General features: G+C 45.2%; 19 protein-coding genes. 14 read left to right on the top strand and 5 right to left on the bottom strand.

Annotated features, from left to right (window positions below; all coding sequences use genetic code 11):
- Nucleotide 1 precedes the first annotated feature (1 nt).
- Complete coding sequence (gene dnaB, locus DW694_RS10910) at nucleotides 2-1,330, top strand: replicative DNA helicase (RefSeq protein ID WP_015527183.1); 1,329 nt, start codon at nucleotides 2-4, stop codon at nucleotides 1,328-1,330.
- Between the two features lie 226 nt (nucleotides 1,331-1,556).
- Complete coding sequence (locus tag DW694_RS10905; protein ID WP_022426424.1) at nucleotides 1,557-2,126, top strand: MerR family transcriptional regulator; 570 nt, start codon at nucleotides 1,557-1,559, stop codon at nucleotides 2,124-2,126.
- Between the two features lie 46 nt (nucleotides 2,127-2,172).
- Here DW694_RS10905 and DW694_RS10900 read toward each other — a convergent pair whose 3' ends face one another.
- Nucleotides 2,173-2,343: a 4Fe-4S binding protein gene (locus DW694_RS10900; RefSeq protein WP_015527180.1), complete on the bottom strand. Its 171-nt coding sequence runs from the start codon at nucleotides 2,341-2,343 to the stop codon at nucleotides 2,173-2,175.
- Nucleotides 2,344-2,551: 208 nt separating this feature from the next.
- Here DW694_RS10900 and DW694_RS10895 point away from each other — a divergent pair, with 208 nt between their 5' ends.
- Nucleotides 2,552-2,752, top strand: coding sequence for a DUF1858 domain-containing protein (locus tag DW694_RS10895; protein ID WP_015527179.1), 201 nt, complete (start codon nucleotides 2,552-2,554; stop codon nucleotides 2,750-2,752).
- A 106-nt stretch (nucleotides 2,753-2,858) separates the two neighbouring features.
- Here the strand turns inward: DW694_RS10895 and DW694_RS10890 are convergent, their stop codons facing one another.
- Nucleotides 2,859-3,626 (bottom strand): adaptor protein MecA, encoded by a 768-nt coding sequence (locus tag DW694_RS10890; RefSeq protein WP_021651393.1) that lies wholly within the window; start codon nucleotides 3,624-3,626, stop codon nucleotides 2,859-2,861.
- Between the two features lie 360 nt (nucleotides 3,627-3,986).
- Here DW694_RS10890 and DW694_RS10880 point away from each other — a divergent pair, with 360 nt between their 5' ends.
- The 10 genes from DW694_RS10880 to DW694_RS10835 all read left to right on the top strand — a co-directional run bounded on the left by DW694_RS10880 (nucleotide 3,987) and on the right by DW694_RS10835 (nucleotide 14,695).
- Nucleotides 3,987-4,256, top strand: coding sequence for a hypothetical protein (locus DW694_RS10880; RefSeq protein WP_021651392.1), 270 nt, complete (start codon nucleotides 3,987-3,989; stop codon nucleotides 4,254-4,256).
- Between the two features lie 185 nt (nucleotides 4,257-4,441).
- A complete protein-coding gene (locus DW694_RS10875; RefSeq protein WP_118752990.1) occupies nucleotides 4,442-6,091 on the top strand; it encodes a glycosyl hydrolase family 18 protein in 1,650 nt (549 codons plus the stop codon).
- Between the two features lie 82 nt (nucleotides 6,092-6,173).
- Nucleotides 6,174-6,896 (top strand): N-acetylmuramoyl-L-alanine amidase, encoded by a 723-nt coding sequence (locus tag DW694_RS10870; RefSeq protein ID WP_243121575.1) that lies wholly within the window; start codon nucleotides 6,174-6,176, stop codon nucleotides 6,894-6,896.
- A gap of 69 nt (nucleotides 6,897-6,965) precedes the next feature.
- Nucleotides 6,966-8,963 carry a hypothetical protein gene (locus DW694_RS10865; protein ID WP_118752989.1) on the top strand — a complete coding sequence of 666 codons (1,998 nt, stop codon included), beginning with the start codon at nucleotides 6,966-6,968 and terminating at the stop codon, nucleotides 8,961-8,963.
- A complete protein-coding gene (locus DW694_RS10860; RefSeq protein ID WP_118752988.1) occupies nucleotides 8,953-9,663 on the top strand; it encodes a glycosyltransferase family 2 protein in 711 nt (236 codons plus the stop codon). Before DW694_RS10865 ends, DW694_RS10860 begins: the two co-directional genes overlap by 11 nt.
- Before the next feature lie 18 nt (nucleotides 9,664-9,681).
- A complete protein-coding gene (locus tag DW694_RS10855; RefSeq protein WP_022426061.1) occupies nucleotides 9,682-11,940 on the top strand; it encodes a DUF2298 domain-containing protein in 2,259 nt (752 codons plus the stop codon).
- A gap of 136 nt (nucleotides 11,941-12,076) precedes the next feature.
- Entirely contained in the window at nucleotides 12,077-12,658 is a 582-nt protein-coding gene (locus DW694_RS10850) for an HD domain-containing protein (RefSeq protein WP_092068707.1), read from the top strand.
- A 12-nt stretch (nucleotides 12,659-12,670) separates the two neighbouring features.
- Nucleotides 12,671-13,753 (top strand): L-threonylcarbamoyladenylate synthase, encoded by a 1,083-nt coding sequence (locus tag DW694_RS10845; protein ID WP_118753028.1) that lies wholly within the window; start codon nucleotides 12,671-12,673, stop codon nucleotides 13,751-13,753.
- The gene (gene rpiB, locus DW694_RS10840) at nucleotides 13,734-14,162 is read left to right on the top strand and encodes a ribose 5-phosphate isomerase B (RefSeq protein ID WP_015527166.1); all 429 of its coding nucleotides are present in this window, start codon (nucleotides 13,734-13,736) and stop codon (nucleotides 14,160-14,162) included. The genes DW694_RS10845 and rpiB overlap by 20 nt, the downstream gene beginning before the upstream one ends.
- Nucleotides 14,163-14,200: 38 nt before the next feature.
- Nucleotides 14,201-14,695: a dCMP deaminase family protein gene (locus tag DW694_RS10835; protein WP_015527165.1), complete on the top strand. Its 495-nt coding sequence runs from the start codon at nucleotides 14,201-14,203 to the stop codon at nucleotides 14,693-14,695.
- An 86-nt stretch (nucleotides 14,696-14,781) separates the two neighbouring features.
- On the opposite strand, the gene DW694_RS10830 is transcribed toward DW694_RS10835, so the two are convergent.
- Together DW694_RS10830 and DW694_RS10825 are read right to left on the bottom strand one after the other, a co-directional pair.
- Entirely contained in the window at nucleotides 14,782-17,466 is a 2,685-nt protein-coding gene (locus DW694_RS10830; RefSeq protein ID WP_118752987.1) for a sensor histidine kinase, read from the bottom strand.
- 42 nt (nucleotides 17,467-17,508) lie between these two features.
- Entirely contained in the window at nucleotides 17,509-18,210 is a 702-nt protein-coding gene (locus DW694_RS10825) for a response regulator transcription factor (protein ID WP_118369013.1), read from the bottom strand.
- 236 nt (nucleotides 18,211-18,446) lie between these two features.
- Here DW694_RS10825 and DW694_RS10820 point away from each other — a divergent pair, with 236 nt between their 5' ends.
- Complete coding sequence (locus DW694_RS10820; protein WP_044961497.1) at nucleotides 18,447-19,382, top strand: radical SAM protein; 936 nt, start codon at nucleotides 18,447-18,449, stop codon at nucleotides 19,380-19,382.
- Between the two features lie 182 nt (nucleotides 19,383-19,564).
- On the opposite strand, the gene DW694_RS10815 is transcribed toward DW694_RS10820, so the two are convergent.
- Nucleotides 19,565-21,004 (bottom strand): TrkH family potassium uptake protein, encoded by a 1,440-nt coding sequence (locus tag DW694_RS10815; RefSeq protein WP_021651380.1) that lies wholly within the window; start codon nucleotides 21,002-21,004, stop codon nucleotides 19,565-19,567.
- Between the last annotated feature and the right edge of the window lies 1 nt (nucleotide 21,005).

The raw sequence follows: 21,005 nt of genomic DNA, 5'->3' as shown, positions 1-21,005 counted from the left end.
AATGGAAGAAGCACTGATCAAGAGGATTCTGCCTCACAGTATTGAGGCAGAGCAGTCAGTGATCGGATCCATGATCCTGGATCGTGATGCGATCCTGGTGGCTTCCGAGATCCTGACCAGTGATGATTTTTATCAAAAACAATACGGCATCATTTTTGATGCCATGGTGGAGCTCTGTAATGAAGGACAGCCGGTAGATCTGATCACTCTGCAGAATCGTCTCAAGGAGAAAGAGCTTCCGCCGGACATCAGCAGTATGGAATATGTCCGTGATCTGATCGCAGCAGTTCCTACATCAGCCAATGTGAAATACTATGCCAATATCGTAAGCGAAAAGGCAGTTCTCCGTCGGCTGATACGGACTACGGAAGAAGTTGCCAATGCCTGTTATCTGGAAAAGGACAGTACGGAAACCATACTTGAGGAATCCGAGAAAAAGCTGTTTAATATTTTGCAGAGAACAAATGGCAGCGATTATGTGCCGATCCAGCAGGTTGTGTTGAATGCAGTCAGCAATATTGAGAAGGCTTCCAAGCTGAAGGGCTCCGTTACCGGGATCCCGACCGGATTTGTGGATCTGGATTATAAGACTTCCGGTATGCACGCATCCGATCTTGTACTGATCGCAGCTCGACCTTCCATGGGAAAAACTGCCTTTGTATTGAATATTGCCCAGTATATGGCGTTTCGTAAAGATGTGACCGTGGCTATTTTCAGTCTGGAGATGTCCAAGGAGCAGCTGGTAAACCGTCTTCTTGCTATGGAATCTCACGTGGATTCCCAGAATCTCCGTACCGGAAATCTGAAAGATGAGGACTGGACGAAGCTGGTAGAAGGAGCGGATATTATCGGTGGCTCCAATCTTATTATTGATGATACACCTGGAATTTCCATTGCGGAGCTTCGTTCCAAATGCAGAAAATATAAGCTTGAGCATAATCTGGGGATCATCATGATCGATTATCTTCAGCTGATGAGCGGAAGTGGAAAATCGGATTCCAGACAGCAGGAAATTTCAGATATTTCACGATCGCTGAAAGCGTTGGCAAGAGAGATCGATGTACCGGTAATTGCGTTATCACAGCTTAGCCGTGCAGTGGAACAGAGACCGGATCACAGGCCGATGCTCTCGGATCTTCGAGAGTCCGGAGCTATTGAGCAGGATGCGGATGTGGTCATGTTTATCTATCGAGATGATTATTATCACAAAGATACCGAGAAGAAAGACATTGCGGAAATTATCATAGCCAAGCAGAGAAACGGCCCGATCGGAACTGTGGAGCTGGTATGGCTGCCGAGATATACCCAGTTTGTAAATATGAAAAAATAGAGCCGTGCAGACGGTAAATGAAAGGCTGTCAGGATGAAAGCTTATAGTTATCCTGATGGCCTTTTGTATTTTTGTCTGTGTGATCGTGGAGTTCGGGATGCTATGGATATAGGCAAAGAGTCATATTTGGTAAAATTATGTCAACCGATTATTCTTGCTATTTCCTGATCTCAGGGGTTATACTGTAGACAGCAGCAGTGAATCTCTATATAAGGGGGCGTTCACAATGGAAAAAAGATATACAGTCAGACAGGCCGTAACACTGACCGGAGTGAAATCTTATGTCCTGCGTTACTGGGAGGAAGAACTGGAGCTTCGGATCGGACGCAATGAACTGGGACATCGCTATTATACACCGTTTGATATCCAGCTTTTTCTTAAAATAAATGAGCTGAAAAGTAAAGGACTTCAGTTGAAAGCAATCCGTACACTGATCCCACCGGAGGCAAGAAAGGCAGATACACCGGATTTTTCAGAATCTGGTATCAGGATCCTGGATGGAGAAGCTGTTGAGCTTGAAGATATTCCAATGAAAAAAACGGGATCTGAAAAGGAGTTCATGGAAAAAACGGAATCCGGGAATACAGAGAAGTGTGGAGCAGATAACGATAAGATACTGGAGTTTCAGGAAATCATGGAACGCCTGATCCGTGAGGAAATGCAGAGAAAGAAAGAAGGAGAGTACCGGTGTCGTTCTCTGGATGAAGCGATCCGCAGGCAGCAGCAGGCAAGAAGAGAAGCGGCAGCTTCCTGTGAGGGAAAAAAGAATAAAAAAAACAGAAAAGGCTGCCGGTAAACCGGCAGCCTCATTCATTATAGCAGCTTATCAAGCTAATGATGCATTACTCAGCAGAGATAGCACCAACTGGACAGGCCTCAGCGCATGTTCCGCAGTCAACACAAGCGTCTGCGTCGATTACATAATGCTCGTCTCCCTGAGAAATAGCCTCGTTCGGGCACTCACCCTCACATGTTCCACAGCTAACGCACTCGTCAGAAATTACATATGCCATAATTGATATCCTCCTTTTAAATTGTGTATTATATGTATCCCCTACCAGGGATTCTATTCCCATTCTAATATATCTGCATAAAGAATACAAGTATAAATTTATAAACAAAACTGAAAATTCGTAACCCGTTGATTCCATTCCGGATTCGTATTATAATAGCAGAACGGAATGAAAATATTTCGATAAAACAGTAAAGGAGAATACAATCATGGCAAAAGTTACAAAGAGCATGCTGATCGGAGAACTGCTCACTGTAGACCCGAATATCGCACCGATCCTGATGAGAGCAGGAATGCATTGTCTTGGCTGCCCGTCTTCACAGATGGAATCTCTGGAAGAAGCAGCAATGGTCCATGGCTTGGACGCAGATGTCCTCGTAGCTCAGATCAATGATTTTCTTGGTGAGTAATAAACAGAAGTTTTTTTGCTGAAACAAAAGGACCGCTGTCGGGAAATGCAGATCATATGGATCGCATTCCGACAGCGGTTTGTTTGTCTGTAGGATATTTGGTTTGTCAGATATTCAGAAGCTTCTGAAGTGCATGATCAGCGATCAGTGCACAGTGCTCTCTGAGGTAGGCTTCACCGGCTGGTGTGAATGCACGGCCGATGCCATACTCGGAAAGGATATTGCAGACCTTGTTAAATTCTTCTGGTGTACAGTCTGACTGATGAAGTACCAGCTGATAGACACCGTCTTCTCCTTCACGATAGAGAGTATTATCACCGGTAAAGAAACCATTCATACCATGAGATGCGGCAATAACATCATCCAGCCCCGGGAAAGAGTACAGGCGTATAAGCTTTACAGAACTCTCAGCCGGCTGCTGTGATGCATCCGGAGTTTCTGTTGCCTGAGAGGCGGAAGTTTCCGCCCTTTTTTCTTCCGGTTTCTGTGAAAGATCCTTAAGCTTGGATTCACAGAGCTTCTGGAAGATATCGATGATATTGTCAGCGCCATCGATCTCTACGGTATCGGAAGGTTTGTTGCCCTTGAAGGGTGCAAATTTGGAAAAACGTGTATCCAGTTCTTCAGGATCTTCCACTTTAGTGATAATGAGGATAATACTTTCGGCATTGACAGGAATAGCCTCGATCATCAGAGGAATATTATCTGCTTCAAAACCAAATTGTATCTGTGCCTGCTGCATCATATCACGAAAGAGACGTTTGGCTTTTTCGGTACCGTATGCAAGTTCGCTGATACGGATCTGATGACTGTCCAGATCTTCTTTCGTCAGGGTACAGCGGATCTGATTTTCATTGATTTTTTCTATTTTCATATGATCACATCCTATAGGTAAATAAATTTAATCTTTTACATACTGTATTATATAACAGTTATACACAAGATGTAAAGATGTAGAAACCGGAGAAAAAAGAAAATTTCTGATTCTTTTATAAAAGACTTGCATCTGAAGAGAAATCAGGTATAATGAAAAGCAGAAAAGCTGTCTCCTCCCGGAAGTAAGAAGACAGTAACGATAACTTAAAGTCATATTTTTCTGAAGATAAGGATTCTGTGTGAAATTCATCGGCGAGTCTGTCGGTACACAGAGAAATTTCCCCCCATTTTATTATTTATATTTTATTACAAGTATCATCCTAACAGGGAAGGTGCAGCTTTTCGAGAACCATTGCTGGTGTTTTCTGAAAATCTAACCAGGAAAGGAGGTCGGGATACGCCAAATATATCACAGGAAAAAAAGAAATCCGCAAAACCCCTTCGAAGGGAACTGGAGCTTTATCGTGAGAACGGAGTTTCTCTTTATCTCAATGGAGCACCAAGCACTCCGAAAAAAATCGCAAAAGCCTGTCAGATTGCGGAAAACGGGGTCTATATGCGGGATTATACGGAAGATGAAGACGGCCATATCGCCTGTGTAAGCTTTGATCTTATTCGCAAAGAATGACCGTACATAAGAAAAAACGGTTCCCCGGATAACGATCATCCCCTGCACTCATGCATACCATGCGGGGAACCGAAATTCTAAAGAAATTGTGAAAAATTATTAAAAGTCGATTTTTATAACGAAATGTAGACAAGATATGTTATAATAAAGCAAATTATGACATTTTATACCGAAAGGAAAAAAACATGATAAAAAAACACATACCGGTCCTTGTGGTAGGTCTGCTGATCGTTCTGGTCGCTCTTGCCGGAGGGACTGTTTACGGGATCAATAAGCTTATACCAAGCAGGAAACAAATGGATCTGACAGAATACTACGGCCAGAATGCAGACGGTGAGGCTGCGTTGATACTTGGAACTGAGAAACTGGAAGAGAAGGCACTTATCTCAGGAGAAGATGTATATCTTCCGCTGGATGTAGTGAACGGATATTTGAATCAGAGATATTACTGGGATAGCGAAAACAAGAAGATACTGTATGCAACACCATCCAGTCTCACAGAGGAACCGGCTTCAGATAAGGCAGACGGAAACGTGTGGCTGAAGGATGACACGGTTTATCTGAAACTGGATTATGTAAAAAAGTATACAGATATCGATTCTTATATAGAGCAGGATCCTGCAAGGATTGCGATACAATACAAATTTACCAATGTGGAGACCGTGACCACGAAGAAAGATACCGTGATCCGTTACCGGGGCGGGATCAAGGCGCCGATCCTTTCCAAACTGGCGAAGAATACAGTTCTCCGGCTGATGAATGAAGGAGAGGACTGGGATCAGGTGGCAACCGATGACGGTTACATCGGTTATATTCAGAAGAAAAAAGTAAGTGCTGTGGATACAACGGATTATGAAAGGGATTTTAAAACAGAGTCCTATACATATCTTACCATGGATGAACCGGTGAACCTGGCATGGCACCAGGTTACCAGCACAGATGCAAACAGCTATTTCGCAGATGCGGTACAGAATATGACAGGCGTGAATGTGATCTCTCCAACCTGGTTTTCTGTAACAGATAACTCCGGAAATATTTCAAGTCTTGCATCTGGGGAGTATGTGATGCAGGCACATGAAAAAGGACTGAAGGTATGGGGATTGGTGGATAATTTTAATGAGAACATGAATACCAAAGAAGTTCTTTCAAAAACCAGTTCAAGGCAGAATCTGGAGAATCGGCTGATCACTTATGCACTGAAAGTAGGAATGGATGGAATCAATGTTGATTTTGAATCTTTGAGCGAAGGAGTAGGAATCCATTTCCTTCAGTTTTTAAGAGAGCTTTCTATCCAGTGTCACGCCAATAATTTGGTACTGTCTGTAGATAATCCGGTTCCGGAAGATTTTACCAGTCATTATGACCGTGCGGAGCAGGGCAAGGTTGTGGATTATGTGATCATTATGGGCTATGATGAGCATTACGTAGGCTCCGATGCCGGTTCTGTGGCATCTCTGCCATGGGTAGAACAGGGGGTTAAGGATACGCTTTCAGAAGTAGCGGCTCAACGGACGATTCTTGCGATTCCGTTCTACACAAGGCTCTGGAAGACTACAGATGGCGGTGCACTGACAAGTGAGGCCATCGGTATGGATCAGGCACAGCAGACGATCAGTGATAACGGAGCAGAAACATACTGGGACAAGAAGACAAGTCAGAATTACGGAACCTATGAAGGGGACGGTGCCACATACCAGATCTGGTTGGAGGACTCTAAGTCTATTGCGGAAAAGGTTAAACTGATCAAAAAATACAAACTGGCAGGTGTGGCAGAGTGGAAGCTTGGATTCGAGAACAGCGGGATCTGGAGCGTAATCACAGAAAACCTGTCATAAACAGAAGAAAACATTGTGATCTTCACAATGCTAAAAACACTCCCGGCAACATATATTAAAATAAATATGCCGGGGGTGTTTTGTGTTGAAAAAACATTTCATAGAATTGGCAATGGCAGTTCTTATGCTGGTCTGTTTTTATATTCTGTCATGGGAAGCGGCAGAAACTGCAGGCAGACTTATAGATGTATCCGGAAATATAAAAGCAGATCAGGTGATCCTGGTGGATGCCGGTCATGGCGGTGTGGATTCCGGAATGGTGGGAATCGGTGGACTGAAGGAAAAAGGAATCAATCTGGATATTGCCATGAAGCTAAAAACGATCCTGGAAAAAAAAGGCCTTGCCGTAGTAATGACCCGGGAAGAAGATAAAGGTCTTTATGAAAATGGTACAAAAAATATGAAAGCACAGGATCTGCAGAATCGTATTGAACAGATCCGGAAATATGAACCGGTGCTTTCTGTGAGTATCCACCAGAACAGCTACAGTGATCCCGGAGTAAAAGGTCCGCAGGTATTTTATTATGAGGATTCGGAAGGCGGAAAAGAACTGGCACTTGCGATCCAGGAAAACATGAACCGGAAGCTTTCCATTGCACGGCCGCGGGTGGCAAAAGAAAACAGAACCTATTATCTTCTGAAGAGAAGTCCGGGTGTGATCAATATCGTAGAATGTGGATTTCTTACAAATCCGGAGGAAGCCGCCCTGCTGCAGACAGAGAAGTATCAGAGAAAGGTAGCAGAGGCTGTGGCTGATGGAATCGTTACATATCTGAAAAAACAGAAGGAAAACGAAAATAATTGAAAAAAATGTGAATAGCCTTTTCATAGGAAGGTGATTCTGCTATACTTTACGTGAATTAAGGAGAATCCTATGCTTGGAATCATTTATCTTATATTATGTATGTTAACAGGAATGGAAATGGCAGGATGTCTGTTTCCGCGTCAAACAACTGAAAGAGGAAACAGGATATGGGTGGTCCTGCCGGCAGCGTTTGGGATGGGAATCCTGATGCTGACCTGGGCAGTCTATATTCTTTCCTGGATGTTCAGCATATGCGCGGGGGCAGAGCATCCTCTTTTTTATGGAAATCTGATCGTATTTCTGGTAGATATCCTGCTGCTTTCGGGAATCTTCCGGTGGAAAAAGAAAAAACAGCAAAAAATGTTTGTGATATCCGAACGGATGATCAGCAGAAAATGGATCCTGAAAAAAGAGCTTCTGCTTTTTGGCATTTTGACGGTTTTTGTGACTTGGATGATGTTTTACGTTTTTCATATGAAAGACGGCATTCTGTACTCCGGCTTTTCGGTATACGGAGATTATGCACCCCACACGGCAATGATGCGATCTTTTTCACGGGGAAATAATTTTCCTACCCAGTATCCGCATTATGGCGGGCAGGATGTGAAATATCATTTTATGTTCCAGTTCCTTGTGGGAAATCTGGAGTATCTGGGCCTTCGTCTTGATCTGGGATATAATCTGGTAAGCATCCTGTCTCTGGCGGGATTTCTTATGGTGCTTTACGGGATCAGCTACCGGATGTTCAAAAGCTTCTGGGCCGGGGCAGCTGCCATTGTTTTCTTTTTTTTCCGCAGCGGAACAGCGTTCTGGCGTTATCTGTGGGAACATCTTCAGGCGGGGGACCTTGTACGGACTCTGGAAGAAAATACGGCGTTTATCGGTTATACTACCAATGAAAACTGGGGATTATGGAATTTCAATGTATATCTGAACCAGCGTCATCTGGCTTTCGGCCTTCTGATGGCAGCTGTAGCGGTATGGACCTTTATGGATTGGGTGGAAGCCGGATGCAGTCACAAGGAGCAGGGATTTTTGTGGGTCCGTAACCGTTTTTTTACAAAAAAAGCCTGGATCTGCAGAAATGTGGATACGGCGATACTTCTGGGACTGTTTCTGGGATTAACTGCCTTCTGGAACGGAGCTGCGCTGATCGGCGGACTTCTGATCCTTGCCGGACTGGCAGTGTTTTCTGACGGTAAGCTGGATTATGTGATCTGTGCCGGACTGGCGGTGCTTTTTTCGGAACTGCAGTCGAAGATCTTTGTGTCGGGAAGTGTTATGAGTCCATCCTTTTACTGGGGCTTTCTGGCAGACAATAAAAGCATTTCCGGTGTACTCTGGTATCTGGTGGAGATCAGTGGATTTTTCTTTGTGGGAATGATCGTGGCAGCAGTATTTCTGAAGAGAGGTCAGCGGGCGGTGCTGATGGGCTGTTTGCTTCCAATGGCATTTGCATTTCTGGTATCTCTGACTCCGGACATCAATGTCAATCATAAATATGTGATGATTTCCTATGCCTTTGTGACAGTTTTTTGGGGATGGATCGTAAGATGTGTTTTCCTTGCAGGGAAAAACAGCTGGAAGAAATGGGCCGGTCGCGCAGCGGCAGCATTCCTTTGTATCTGCCTTAGTGCAACGGGGATCTATGATTACGTGATCATCTTAAGAGACAACGATTCCGCACACAGGATGACTGTAAATATGGAAAGCAGCCTGACGGACTGGCTCAGTACAAATCTTAAGAAAAATGATCTTCTGCTGACACCGGAATATACCATGAACGAGGTCACCATGTCCGGTGCCATGCTGTATTGCGGATGGCCTTATTATGCATGGTCTGCAGGGTACGATACGGGCTATCGTGCCGGCCAGGCAGTGCTCATGTATACCACGGATGATCCGGAGCTACTGAAAGCTACCGTAAAACAGGAAAAGATCACATATATCCTGTTTGAGGAGGATATGGAATTTGAACAGCAGGAATGTCGTGAGGATATCATCAGGGAGACATATCCACTGGTGTATACCTCAGAGGATGGGAGAATAAGAATCTATGAAACATGACAGCTTATATATCATTATGCCGGCATATAATGAAGAAAAAAATATCGGGACCGTGATCGAGCAATGGTATCCGGTAGTGGAGAGGATCGGCGGGGACAGCCGCCTGGTGATCCTGAATGATGGCAGCAAAGATGCTACCTACAAAAAAATACAGAACTATCAGAAAAATTATGACCGTCTTATAGGAATCGATAAACCGAATGAAGGACATGGAGGAACAATACTCAGGGGATATCGTTACGCAGTAGAAAAAGGTGCCGATTATATTTTTCAGACGGATTCAGACGGCCAGACACTTCCGGAGGAATTCTGGCAGTTCTGGGAAAAACGTCAAAAGTGCGGGCTTCTTATCGGTTACCGTCAGAAGAGAGAGGATGGGCTTTCCAGGATTTTTGTGACAAGAATACTGCGGCTTGTGCTTTTCCTTATTTTTGGAACCTGGGTAAAAGATGCAAATACGCCATATCGGCTGATGGAGGGAAAACAGCTCGCCAAAGTACTGAAGCGTATCCCAGGCGGATTTTTCCTTTCCAATGTGCTGATGACCGTGATCTATGAAAAACATCATCTTTATGTGGAATATATCCCCATCACATTCCGACCGAGACAGGCCGGAAAAAATTCTATCAACATGAAACGGATCATAAAGATCGGAAGACAGGCATTTGCGGACTTTATCCGTCTGCGGGGCAGAATCTGATACAGGAGGGACAGAAGGATGAAAAAAAAGATCAGAGAATTATTTCCGGAGCTGACTGCAGCAGTGCTCCTGACAGTACTTTCTGCGTATCTCCTGGGAGGAGATGTATGGACATTCTGGACCTGGTGGCTGCTTGCGCTGTTTATGGGAATGGTGGCAATGCCGGTCACAGGAAGGCTTTTTGGTGGTTTTGAAGACCGGGGCTGGCTTTTTTCAAAGGTACTTGCCATTGCGGTTACCGGATTTCTCACCTGGCTTCTGGTAGCGGTGGAAATCCTTCCTTTTACAGCAGCAGTGTGTGTAGGAGTATCTGTGGCTGTTGGCATTTTATGTGCTGTACTTTTTCATGTTCAGCTGAAGCATGGCATTGAATGTTATCCGTCAGGAAAGATGCAGCTGATCTTTCGGGAGGAGCTTCTGTTTTTTGGAATCTTTCTGCTGTGGACTTATCTGGCAGGATTCCGGCCGCAGGCATACGGAACAGAGAAATTTATGGATTATGGCTTCATGGAGGCCATGATGCGGAGCAAAACTCTTCCTGCACGTGATCTCTGGTATTCACAGGGAACCATCAATTATTACTATGGCGGGCAGTATTTTGCAGTGTTTCTTACGAAGCTTACAGGAAGCAGAGTGGAAGTGACTTATAATCTGATGCGTACCTTTGTGGCAGCGTTTGCCTTTGTGTATCCGTTTTCCCTGGTCCGTCAGATGACGAAGGACAGGCTGTATGGACGGCTGGATGGAAAGAAGAAATATCTTCCTTCACTGGCAGGAGTTACTGCAGGCATTGCAGTATCTATCGCGGGAAATGTACATTATATCGTCTACCGTTGTGTACTGCCGCTGATCCGGAAGATACAGGGAGTGGCAGAAACAGCCAGCTACTGGTTCCCGGATGCAACTCGTTACATAGGGTATAATCCGGTGAATGACAGTGATAAGACCATACATGAATTCCCATGCTATTCCTTTGTTCTGGGAGATCTTCATGCCCATGTGGTAAATGTGATGTTTGTGACATTTCTGGTGGGAATGCTCTATGCATGGCTGAAAATGATCCGAAAAAGAGGGCCTGAGCCTGAAAAACAGGAACGCAGTGTTTTCTGGCTGAGACAGCTTCTGATGCCGCATATCCTTCTGGCGTCCGTTTTTCTTGGCATGTTCCAGTGGACCAATTACTGGGATTTTGTGATCTATTTTGTAGTGACCGGTGGAGTTGTCCTGATCGCAAATATCATACGATTTGAGGGAAAGATAATCAGGATCCTTGCAGTGACGATCGTACAGGCAGTGGAGATCATAGGTCTCTCTTATCTGGTGATCCTGCCCTTTACATTGAAATTTGATACGATGGTACAGGGGGTGGCACTGGCACAGCATCATTCACTGTGGTATCAGCTTCTGATCCTCTGGGGACTTCCGGTGCTCCTTACTGTTTTGCTGATCCTGTCTGTCATCACAGAAAAAATGAAGGGACTGAAGCATAAAAGTCTTTACAGGCTGCTGGAGGCGATTACAGTTCCGGATCTTTTTGCAGTGATCATGGGCTTATGTGCTATCGGACTGGTTTTGATCCCGGAGCTTGTATATGTGCGGGATATTTATGAAAATGGAAATGCCAGAGCCAATACTATGTTCAAGCTGACGTATCAGGCATATATCCTTTTCGGAATGACAATGGGATATGGGATTTATCGTATGCTGGTGATATCCAGACAGAAGATTATCCGGATCCTTTCAGGTGTGGGGCTTTTTGTACTGCTCTGGACCGTGGGCTATTTCGGAAATGCCGTGCATTCCTGGTTTGGGGATGTCTGGAAGGTTTCGGAGTATCAGGGACTGGATGCAACTACATTTCTTGAGCAGGATTTTCCTCAGGATGCGTCGGCGATCCGCTGGCTGAAGCAGAATATCAAGGGCTCTCCTGTGGTGCTCGAGGCTAACGGGGACAGCTATACCGGATATGAGAGAGTTTCTGCATCTACGGGGCTTCCGACCGTACTGGGATGGTATGTGCATGAATGGCTCTGGAGAAATAATGTACCTGACCTCAATGAAAAAAGTGCGGACATCCAGACTATTTATACATCTACAGATGCAGAGACGGTAAAAAAACTGATCAGCCGTTATGATATTTCCTATATCTTTGTAGGAGGACAGGAAAAAGAAAAATACGGAACAGAGCTTAATGACCGTGTTCTTCAGAGTCTGGGAAGCATTGTCTTTGAAGATGATATGTCAGGAACCTACATTGTGAAAGTGGAGCAGGATTGACATTTTTTCCATAATAACGCTATAATGTAACTATTATGTAGCTATCTGTTAACGGATATGCTCAGCAGGAGATTTCTGCTGAGCAGTATACAGAAAAAAGTGACAGTTGCAGGATGGCAGCAGAGAGGAGGATATTATGAACAGAATCGACAGACTTTATATGGAAATGATCCATTATTATCAGGGGGATCCGAAGCATATCCAGCATTTTGTGAAGGTGCATGATCTTTCAAGGCTGATCGGCCAGAGTGAGGGTCTGGATGAAGATACGATGTATGTTCTGGAAGCTGCGGCTCTCGTTCATGATATCGGGATCAAAGTCGGTATGGAAAAATACGGACGCTCTGATGGAAAGACGCAGGAAGCAGAAGGTCCGGCAGCTGCCAGAGAGATGCTTACCGCACTGGGCTTTCAGGAGAGGGTGATCCGCAGAGTGGAATATCTGGTAGGACATCATCATACCTATAAGGATATTGACGGGCTGGATTATCAGATCCTTGTGGAAGCTGATTTTCTGGTTAATTATTTTGAAGATGGACTGGATAAAGAACATATAAAGAAAAGTGCAGAGAAGATCTTTAAAACAGAAACAGGTAAAAAAATAGTAAAAGACATGTTTTTCCCGGAGACTTTTCAGAAATCCGAAACCTGGGCACAGGATGCCCTTCAGGATCTGGAAGATTTTATTGAAGAGCAGGGGATTTATATCAGACAGTAAATGGAGCGTAAAATGAAAGCAGAAATAGCAGTTATGACAGCGGAGAATATAGACAGAAAGGCAATTGCCAAAGGTGGCGAGATTCTGAAAAACGGCGGGCTTGTGGCATTTCCCACAGAGACTGTATACGGCCTTGGAGGAAATGCCCTGGATCCGAAAGCATCGATGAAGATCTATGCAGCCAAGGGAAGACCTTCGGACAATCCGCTGATCGTACATATCGCAGATATCCGTGACCTGGATAAGATCGTTACGGAGGTTCCTGAAAAAGCCAGAGTACTGGCTGAGAAATACTGGCCGGGTCCGCTGACAATGATCCTTCCCAAGGCAGATATCGTGCCAAAGGAAACAACCGGAGGACTGGACAGTGTGGCAGTACGTTTTCCAAGTGATCGTATCGCACAGGAGCTGATCCTTGCGGCTGGCGGATATGTGGCAGCGCCAAGTGCCAATACTTCCGGAAGACCAAGTCCTACGACAGCGGGACATGTGGCAGAGGATCTGGGAGAAGCCATTGATATGATCATTGATGGAGGACAGGTAAATATCGGTCTGGAATCTACGATCGTAGATTTTACAGAAGACATACCGGTAGTCCTGCGGCCGGGATATATTTCCCTGGAAATGCTCCGGGAAACACTTGGAGATGTAAGGATGGATAAGGGGCTGATCAAACCGGACAGCAAGGTCCATCCAAAAGCACCGGGAATGAAATACCGTCATTATGCACCAAAGGCAGATCTTGCCATTGTGGAGGGGGCCACAGAGGGTGTGATCGCGGAGATCGAAAAAAGAGCCGGAGAGGCTGAGGAGAAGGGACTGACTGTGGGGATCATCGCAACAGATGAAACAAAAGGCCGATATTCACATGGAATCGTAAAGAGTATCGGAAGCCGGGAGCAGGAAGAAACCATCGCGCATCATCTGTACGAGGTCCTGCGTGATTTTGACAGCTGTAATGTAAGTGCCATTTATTCAGAGGCATTTTTTACACCAAGAATGGGACAGGCGATCATGAACCGCTTACTGAAAGCGGCTGGTCATAAAATTATCAACGTTGAGGAGGAGAAAGAAAATGATAGCACTGGGATGTGATCATGGCGGCTATGAGCTGATGCAGGAGGTAAAGAAGCATCTGGAAGAGAGAGGGCTGGAGTACAAAGATTTTGGATGCAATGGTCCGGAATCTGTAGACTATCCTGTTTATGGAAAGAAAGTAGCACAGGCGATCGTGGACGGTGAGTGTGAGAAAGGAATCCTGATCTGCGGAACAGGTATCGGAATTTCTATCACTGCTAATAAATTCAAGGGAATCCGTGCTGCACTTTGTACAGATTGCTTTACTGCAGAGGCAACAAGACTTCATAACGATGCCAACATTCTGGCCATGGGCGGTCGTGTAGTAGGACCGGGACTTGCTCTGAAGATCGTGGATACATTCCTGGATACACCATTTTCCGGGGATGAGCGTCATATCAGAAGAATCAACATGATCGAGGATTGATCGATCAGTAAGAAACTAATAGAAAAAGAGGATTCTGTATGGATAAAAAAGGACAGAAACGACAGGGATATCTTTCCTGGGATGAGTATTTTATGGGTGTTGCCATGCTTTCCGGCATGCGTTCCAAGGATCCGCATTCACAGGTTGGTGCCTGTATCGTAAGTGAAGATAACAAGATCCTGTCAATGGGGTACAATGGATTTCCAAAGGGATGCTCCGATGATGAGTTTCCCTGGGGAAGAGAAGGAGATCCGCTGGATACCAAATATCTTTATGTGACACACAGTGAGCTCAATGCCATCCTGAACTACCGGGGAGGAAGTCTGGAAGGTGCCAAGCTTTATGTGTCCCTGTTTCCCTGCAACGAATGTGCCAAGGCTATTATCCAGGCAGGGATCAGGACTATCGTATACGACTGTGATAAATATGCAGATACTCCGTCGGTGATCGCATCCAAAAAAATGCTGGATGCAGCCGGAGTCCGGTATTATAAATATAACCGGACAGACCGTGAGATCACCATTAAAGTGTAAAAGAGAACAAAAATAAGAGAAAAACAGCAGCCTGGCTCCTGATCCATCATATCATCAGGGCTTCCGCTGCTGTTTTTTATGAATGGTTAAGAATGTGCTTCGGAATGAGAATCTTCCGGTGCGGATAAGGCTGTGGGAGAGATCTTTTGTGGAAAACTTAAGCAGACTTTGAAAAGGTCACCGTCCAGATAAAGTTTAAAGGTGCCACCTTGAAGCTGGGTAAGGCTCTGTGCGATGGATAATCCAAGTCCGCTGCCTTCTGTATTTCTGGCAACATCGCCGCGGATGAAACGTTCGGTCAGTTCTTCAGCCGGAATGTTCAGAGGCTGTGCGGAAATATTTTTCAGGGTAAAGATGACTTGATCTTTTTCCAGAAGAACTTCTGCATAGACCCTTGTGTTCTCCATGGCATATTTCAGGATATTGCCGAAAAGATTTTCAAGGATACGCCACATCCGCCTGCCATCGGCATAGATTATGGCAGGAGAATCAGGCAGATGTGTCATCAGGGTCAGATGTCTGTTTTCCATCCGTTCTTCGAATTCACCCATCACCTGGTAAAGCATTTCCACAAAGTTCAGTTCCGTCATTTCCAGAGAAAGATTTCCGGTACTGGCTTTGGAAGCTTCCACTACATCTTCGGTCAGACTTTTCAGACGATGTGCCTTTGAGTCCAGGATCTCAAGATATTTCAGTGCTTCCGGATCTTTGAGGTTCAGCCTTTTCAGCAGATCAATGTAATTGATGATGGAAGTCAGCGGCGTTTTCAGATCATGGGAGACATTGGTGATCAATTCGGTTTTCATACGCTCATCTTTGAGGCTTTTTTCCACGGCAGCGTCCAGCCCGTCACCAATGCGGTTGATATACTGTGCCATTGCTTTCTGATCACCACGGAGTTCCTTTTCCGGGATCTTGTAAGTGAGCTCTCCATCGGTGATCCGTTTCAGGCCATTAAGGAGGAGTTCCCGTCCAAGAGCAATTTTGTAGACGCAGAAAAGCGCACCCAGATCCAGAAGGAATAGAAGCAAAAACATCAGGAACCATCCATCAGATGCCGCGAGCAGGGCACTGAAGAAAAATTCAAGGAATAGAAATACGCCAAGTCCCACTACCATACGTATTCTGCTGATGGTATTCCTGGAGAAAAAATCGATCAGCTTACCGGCTTTACAAAGACACAGACGGGGAAGCTTCAGGCATTTGCGAAGCAGGCTGTTTTTCCACAGGGTGCGAGCTTTGATCCTGCGGATCAGGCTTAAATAGCCGATCCAGAACAGGCACGTGATCAGGAAAATCGTGATACCCAGGATGATCAGGGAGGAGACAAGGTTATAGGTGCAAGCTTGCATGCTCAGTCCTGCGGTCAATACACCAAGTGCCGGGATACATACGAGTCCAGCTGCTACTTCCGTATAGATCCTGTCAAAAAAGTTCAGTTCTGGCTGAGCCGTGTCTGCATTACCGCTATCGGAATTTCTTCTTCCGGTGTGGACAGTAAGCCAGATAAAATCTATGATAAAGAGCAGAAAACTGATCATGGTGATCACAGCAGCCGGGATAAATAAAGTACGATAAGTCAGGAAATGCTGTCTGTCAGTTTTAATGGAATCCTGTACAGGAAGGCTGGTATCATCGATCCAGGCAAGAAAACTGCAGTTTTCATCGTATGTGGAGTTTCGAAGGAGATCGATCCAGCTTCCTACAGAAGAGTTTGCAGCAGCGGAAAGGTTCAGATTCATAAGACCATTCCGGGCATTTTTCTCATCTGTGGAAGCTTCGTTGACACTTAGGAACACGTAAGGATTTTTGTCTGAAAAACCGGAAATATCAGTCAGGTCGGAAGTATAGGCTGCATCTGTATTTGTGAAGATTTTCTGTGAGGTGTTATCCGTATAGACATAATGGATATTGGAATTATCACTGCTGTACTCATCCAGTGTCTGAGCAGCTTCTGTCCAGCTGGAAAAAAGATCCCGGGCATTATCCAGCTGCTCAAAGGCATCGTTCAGGTTCCCTTTGAAATTCCTGGTTTTGGATGAGGTGGAATTCATGTAATCCAGGAGGCTGTCGTAACCTTCCGGTGCACAGGGGATTTCAAGAATTGGAGTGAGCATATTTGCCACATCTGTGTAAACCACATTTCCGTTTTTGTCTGTGATGTTTTTCAAAGGTTCCTGTGACTGGATGCCGCCGTCTGCATATTCGGCGCTCAGAGAGGAAAGAATACGCTCAGTCCAGTCGTTTTGGGAAATTCCCTCGTATTTCAGGGCACCGGAGTTGGCATTTAGTTGCAGGGTTCCGTCTTCCAGAGATTTTTTGAAATCGGAATAGTACATATATTTTGTTTCACCCTCCGGGGTGGTAAGGCCCAGGACGATCCAGCTATCATTGGAATGGATCGTCTGTGAGCTCCATTCCTTAAGATCATTGAAGGAATAGGCTAGTCCGGAGGTGTTTTTGAAGGAGAGAGAATCTCCGTTATAAAGCTCTCCGAGATCAATGTATGCAGCTTCGTTTGTTTTATCCAGGATTTCTCTGGCTGAGATTCCGGACAGGATTGTGGAAGCTTTTGAGTAAAAGCTGTCAGCAAAAGCAGAGGTCTGGAAATAATCCTTTGTTTTAAGATCTTCTGCAGAGTCCATCCGGATACCTGCCTGGATCACCAGTGCCGCTGAAAAGACCATGATCAGAGGCAGGATAAGGGCAAGGACAAGAGCAGGAATGCGCATAAATGAACGGTTTTTTTCCGTATGTTTATTTTTATTCATAATACCCCTTTCTGAAGTACAGATACTTCATGGCCGGCTGGCTCACCGGCTCAGTTTTTCGATTTTATAACCCAGGCCCCAGACAACTTTCAGATAGCGGGGATCCCTGGGGTTGATCTCAATCTTTTCGCGAATGTGACGGACGTGGACGGCTACCGTGTTATCCGCGGCCAGAGCATCTTCATTCCAGATGCTCTCGTAGATCTGTGTGGTGGAAAAAACACGTCCGGGATTTTTCATGAGAAGAAGCAGGATATTATATTCGATGGGCGTCATCCGTACCGCTTCTCCATCTACCAGCACCTCTTTTTTGTCATCGTTTACCGTAAGACCTCCGGTTGTGTAGATGTGTTCCGATGCTGCCGGTGCAGCGGAGCCAAGCTGTGTGTACCGGCGCAGCTGGGATTTTACCCTGGCGATCAGCTCCAGAGGATTGAAAGGTTTGGTGATATAGTCATCTGCACCGATGTTAAGGCCCAGGATTTTGTCCGTGTCTTCAGATTTTGCGGACAGGATGATGATGGGCAGAGGATTGCTTTCCCGGATCTTGACTGTTGCCCGGATCCCGTCGAGACGGGGCATCATCACATCGATGATCAGCAGATCTACAGTTTCGCTGTTCAGGATATCCAGTGCTTCCTGTCCGTCATAGGCTTTCAGAATGTGATAGCCTTCCTGCGTAAGATAGATTTCGATAGCTTCCACGATGTCTTTGTCGTCATCGCAAACAAGTATGTTAGCCACTTTTTTGTACCTCCCTGATGTTATTAGAATAGCAGCCGGAAATTAAGACGAAAGGGGTAAATTCTTAAGATTCCATGAAATCCATTGTACTATATTAAGTATATAGTGTAAACAGAGAAAGCCTTGTTGGCAGCAGACGTGATGTGCTAAACTAGTACTAGATAACAGAAAATAACGATATTGGAAGAAAGATCAGGAGAAAAGTGAAAGTGGAGAATGAAAATAAAATCAGCAGTATGGCAGGGAGCGCGCACTGTACGGAAGAAATTATGTCAGCTTGTGCTCTTTGTCCAAGAGAATGCCTGGCAGACCGGAGTGCAGGGAAAAAAGGCTTCTGTGGCATGGATGAGAGAATTTATCTGGCAAGGGCTGCACTTCATATGTGGGAGGAACCCTGTATCTCCGGAACAAAAGGCTCCGGGGCAGTGTTCTTTTCCGGGTGCGGGCTGCGCTGCTGTTTCTGCCAGAATCATGATATTGCCATCGGGAGCAGGGGACGGGCTGTAAGTGTGGAACGGCTTGGAGAGATTTTTCTGGAACTGAAGGAAAAAGGAGCTGCAAACATCAATCTGGTAACAGGTGCACACTATGTACCACAGATCATAGAGGCACTGGATATGGCCCGAAGGAATGGTCTGGATATTCCGGTGGTGTATAATTCCAGCGGGTATGAAAAAACAGAAACCCTGAAGCTTCTGGAAGGATATGTGGACATTTATCTTCCGGATCTGAAATATCTGGATCCGGAGCTTGCACAGAAATTTTCTTATGCGCCGGATTATGTGCAGGCTGCAAAGGCTGCAATTGGAGAGATGGTGCGTCAGACCGGGAAATGTGAGTTTGGAGAGGATGGATACATCCGGAAAGGAACTATTGTCCGTCATCTGATCCTGCCGGGACATACAGGAAATTCCATAAAGGCTCTGAGGTATCTTCATGAAACCTATGGGGAAGATATTTATATCAGTATTATGAATCAGTATACGCCGGTGAGAAAATTTGTGGAATTTAAGGAATTAAACCGGAAAGTTACAAAAAGAGAGTATGAAAAAGTTCTGGATGCTGCTGTGGATATGGGGATTCAGAATGGATTTATACAGGAAGGAGAAACTGCTTCAGAAAGCTTTATTCCGGATTTCGATTATGAGGGAGTGGAAAAAAATACTCCATAAATGGAAGGAGGCCGGTACTTTCGTACCGGCGCGTATGAAAAAGAAAAATATTATAGAAAGTTCATCACCTTCTATGGTTTATAATATACAGTAAAAATGTGAAGAAAGTGTGTCTAACATTTGAAATAAATGTGAAAAGAACAATTTATGCCACAAACATAGCAAAATATGACGAATATTTATCAGAATTTCTTCCAGGTTTCACGAAGGAAAAGGATCAGGATCGGAAATAGCTCCAGTCGGCCGGCCAGCATATCGAAAGAAAGGACCAGCTTGGACAGCGGAGAAAAGATCCCGAAGTTTCCGGTAGGACCGATCAGGGAAAGACCGGGACCCACATTGTTTAAAGTGGTGACTACGGCTGTGAAATTTGTTACAAGATCAAATTCATCAAAACTGATGATAAAGATAGATGTAGCCACGATCATCAGATAAACGATCATATAAATATTGGTGGCACGCATAACTTCGTGAGACACCGCTTTTCCGTCCATTTTGATCTTTTTTACTGCATTGGGATGCAGATAAAGATGCAGTTCCTTGCGGACGGATTTTGCAAGAAGCAGAAGACGGGAAATCTTGATTCCGCCGCCTGTACTGCCGGCACAGGCACCACAGAAGGTAAGCAGTACCAGGATCGTTCTGGATACCGCAGGCCACTGGTTAAAATCCGTAGTGGCATAACCGGTGGTGGTGATAATAGAACCAACCTGGAAAAATGCCTGTTGAAGTGCTTCCCACACATTGTCAAACAGATGTCGGACATTGAATGTGATCATCAGGGCAGAAGCGATGATCACAAAGAAGTAGCAGCGGACCTCTTCAGATTTCAATGCTTGAGAAAACTTCCTGGTGAGAAGAAGAAAATAGACATTGAAGTTTACGCCAAACAGGATCATAAAGATGGTGATGACGATCTGAATATATAAGCTGTAGCTTCCCATACTGTCGGATTTGATTCCGAACCCACCGGTTCCGGCAGTTCCAAATGCTGCACAGAGACTGTCGTAAAGAGGCATCCCCCCAAGAAGCAGGAGGATGATCAGTGCAACAGTGAGTGCAATGTAGATCTTGTACAGGATCTTGGCAGTTGACTGGACTTTTGGAAGAAGCTTTCCTACGGAAGGACCGGGGCTTTCTGCCTTCATAAGGTTCATATGATAGCCACCTGCAAGCGGAAGCAGTGTCAGGATAAATACCAGAACACCCATACCACCGATCCAGTGGGAAAAGCATCTCCAGATATTGATGCTGTAAGGCATCTGTGATGGATCGGAGAGAATACTGGAACCGGTTGTAGTGAAACCGGAAACAATCTCAAAAAAAGCATCAATGGGATTCGGGATAGCCCCGCTGAGCACAAACGGCACAGCACCGACAATACTGAGGACGATCCAGCTTAAAGCAGTAGTCACAAGGCCTTCACGGGCGTAAAACGCTTTCTTGGACGGTTTGCGGCTGACCAGTGGAACACCGATGGCCAGACATGCCAGAATCGTGATCAGGAAGGCAATACCGGATTTTTCGCGGTAGATAAGGGCAGTGATGCCGGGAACCAGCATACAGACAGCCTCCACATTCATGATCCATCCCAGGATATAAATAATAATCGAATAATTCATT

It is taken from the genome of Ruminococcus sp. AM26-12LB (genome assembly GCF_003480785.1).
GTDB classification, from domain to species: domain Bacteria; phylum Bacillota; class Clostridia; order Lachnospirales; family Lachnospiraceae; genus Blautia_A; species Blautia_A fusiformis.
The sequence above is the reverse complement of the archived record's forward strand: the minus strand, read 5'-3'. Positions and strand labels throughout refer to the sequence as shown.

Coding starts and splice junctions, on each gene's coding strand:
- dnaB (WP_015527183.1), top strand. CDS start 2: ATGGAAGAAGCACTGATCAAGAGGATTCTGCCTCACAGTATTGAGGCA.
- DW694_RS10905 (WP_022426424.1), top strand. CDS start 1,557: ATGGAAAAAAGATATACAGTCAGACAGGCCGTAACACTGACCGGAGTG.
- DW694_RS10900 (WP_015527180.1), bottom strand. CDS start 2,343: ATGGCATATGTAATTTCTGACGAGTGCGTTAGCTGTGGAACATGTGAG.
- DW694_RS10895 (WP_015527179.1), top strand. CDS start 2,552: ATGGCAAAAGTTACAAAGAGCATGCTGATCGGAGAACTGCTCACTGTA.
- DW694_RS10890 (WP_021651393.1), bottom strand. CDS start 3,626: ATGAAAATAGAAAAAATCAATGAAAATCAGATCCGCTGTACCCTGACG.
- DW694_RS10875 (WP_118752990.1), top strand. CDS start 4,442: ATGATAAAAAAACACATACCGGTCCTTGTGGTAGGTCTGCTGATCGTT.
- DW694_RS10865 (WP_118752989.1), top strand. CDS start 6,966: ATGCTTGGAATCATTTATCTTATATTATGTATGTTAACAGGAATGGAA.
- DW694_RS10860 (WP_118752988.1), top strand. CDS start 8,953: ATGAAACATGACAGCTTATATATCATTATGCCGGCATATAATGAAGAA.
- DW694_RS10855 (WP_022426061.1), top strand. CDS start 9,682: ATGAAAAAAAAGATCAGAGAATTATTTCCGGAGCTGACTGCAGCAGTG.
- DW694_RS10850 (WP_092068707.1), top strand. CDS start 12,077: ATGAACAGAATCGACAGACTTTATATGGAAATGATCCATTATTATCAG.
- DW694_RS10845 (WP_118753028.1), top strand. CDS start 12,671: ATGAAAGCAGAAATAGCAGTTATGACAGCGGAGAATATAGACAGAAAG.
- rpiB (WP_015527166.1), top strand. CDS start 13,734: ATGATAGCACTGGGATGTGATCATGGCGGCTATGAGCTGATGCAGGAG.
- DW694_RS10835 (WP_015527165.1), top strand. CDS start 14,201: ATGGATAAAAAAGGACAGAAACGACAGGGATATCTTTCCTGGGATGAG.
- DW694_RS10830 (WP_118752987.1), bottom strand. CDS start 17,466: ATGAATAAAAATAAACATACGGAAAAAAACCGTTCATTTATGCGCATT.
- DW694_RS10820 (WP_044961497.1), top strand. CDS start 18,447: ATGGCAGGGAGCGCGCACTGTACGGAAGAAATTATGTCAGCTTGTGCT.
- DW694_RS10815 (WP_021651380.1), bottom strand. CDS start 21,004: ATGAATTATTCGATTATTATTTATATCCTGGGATGGATCATGAATGTG.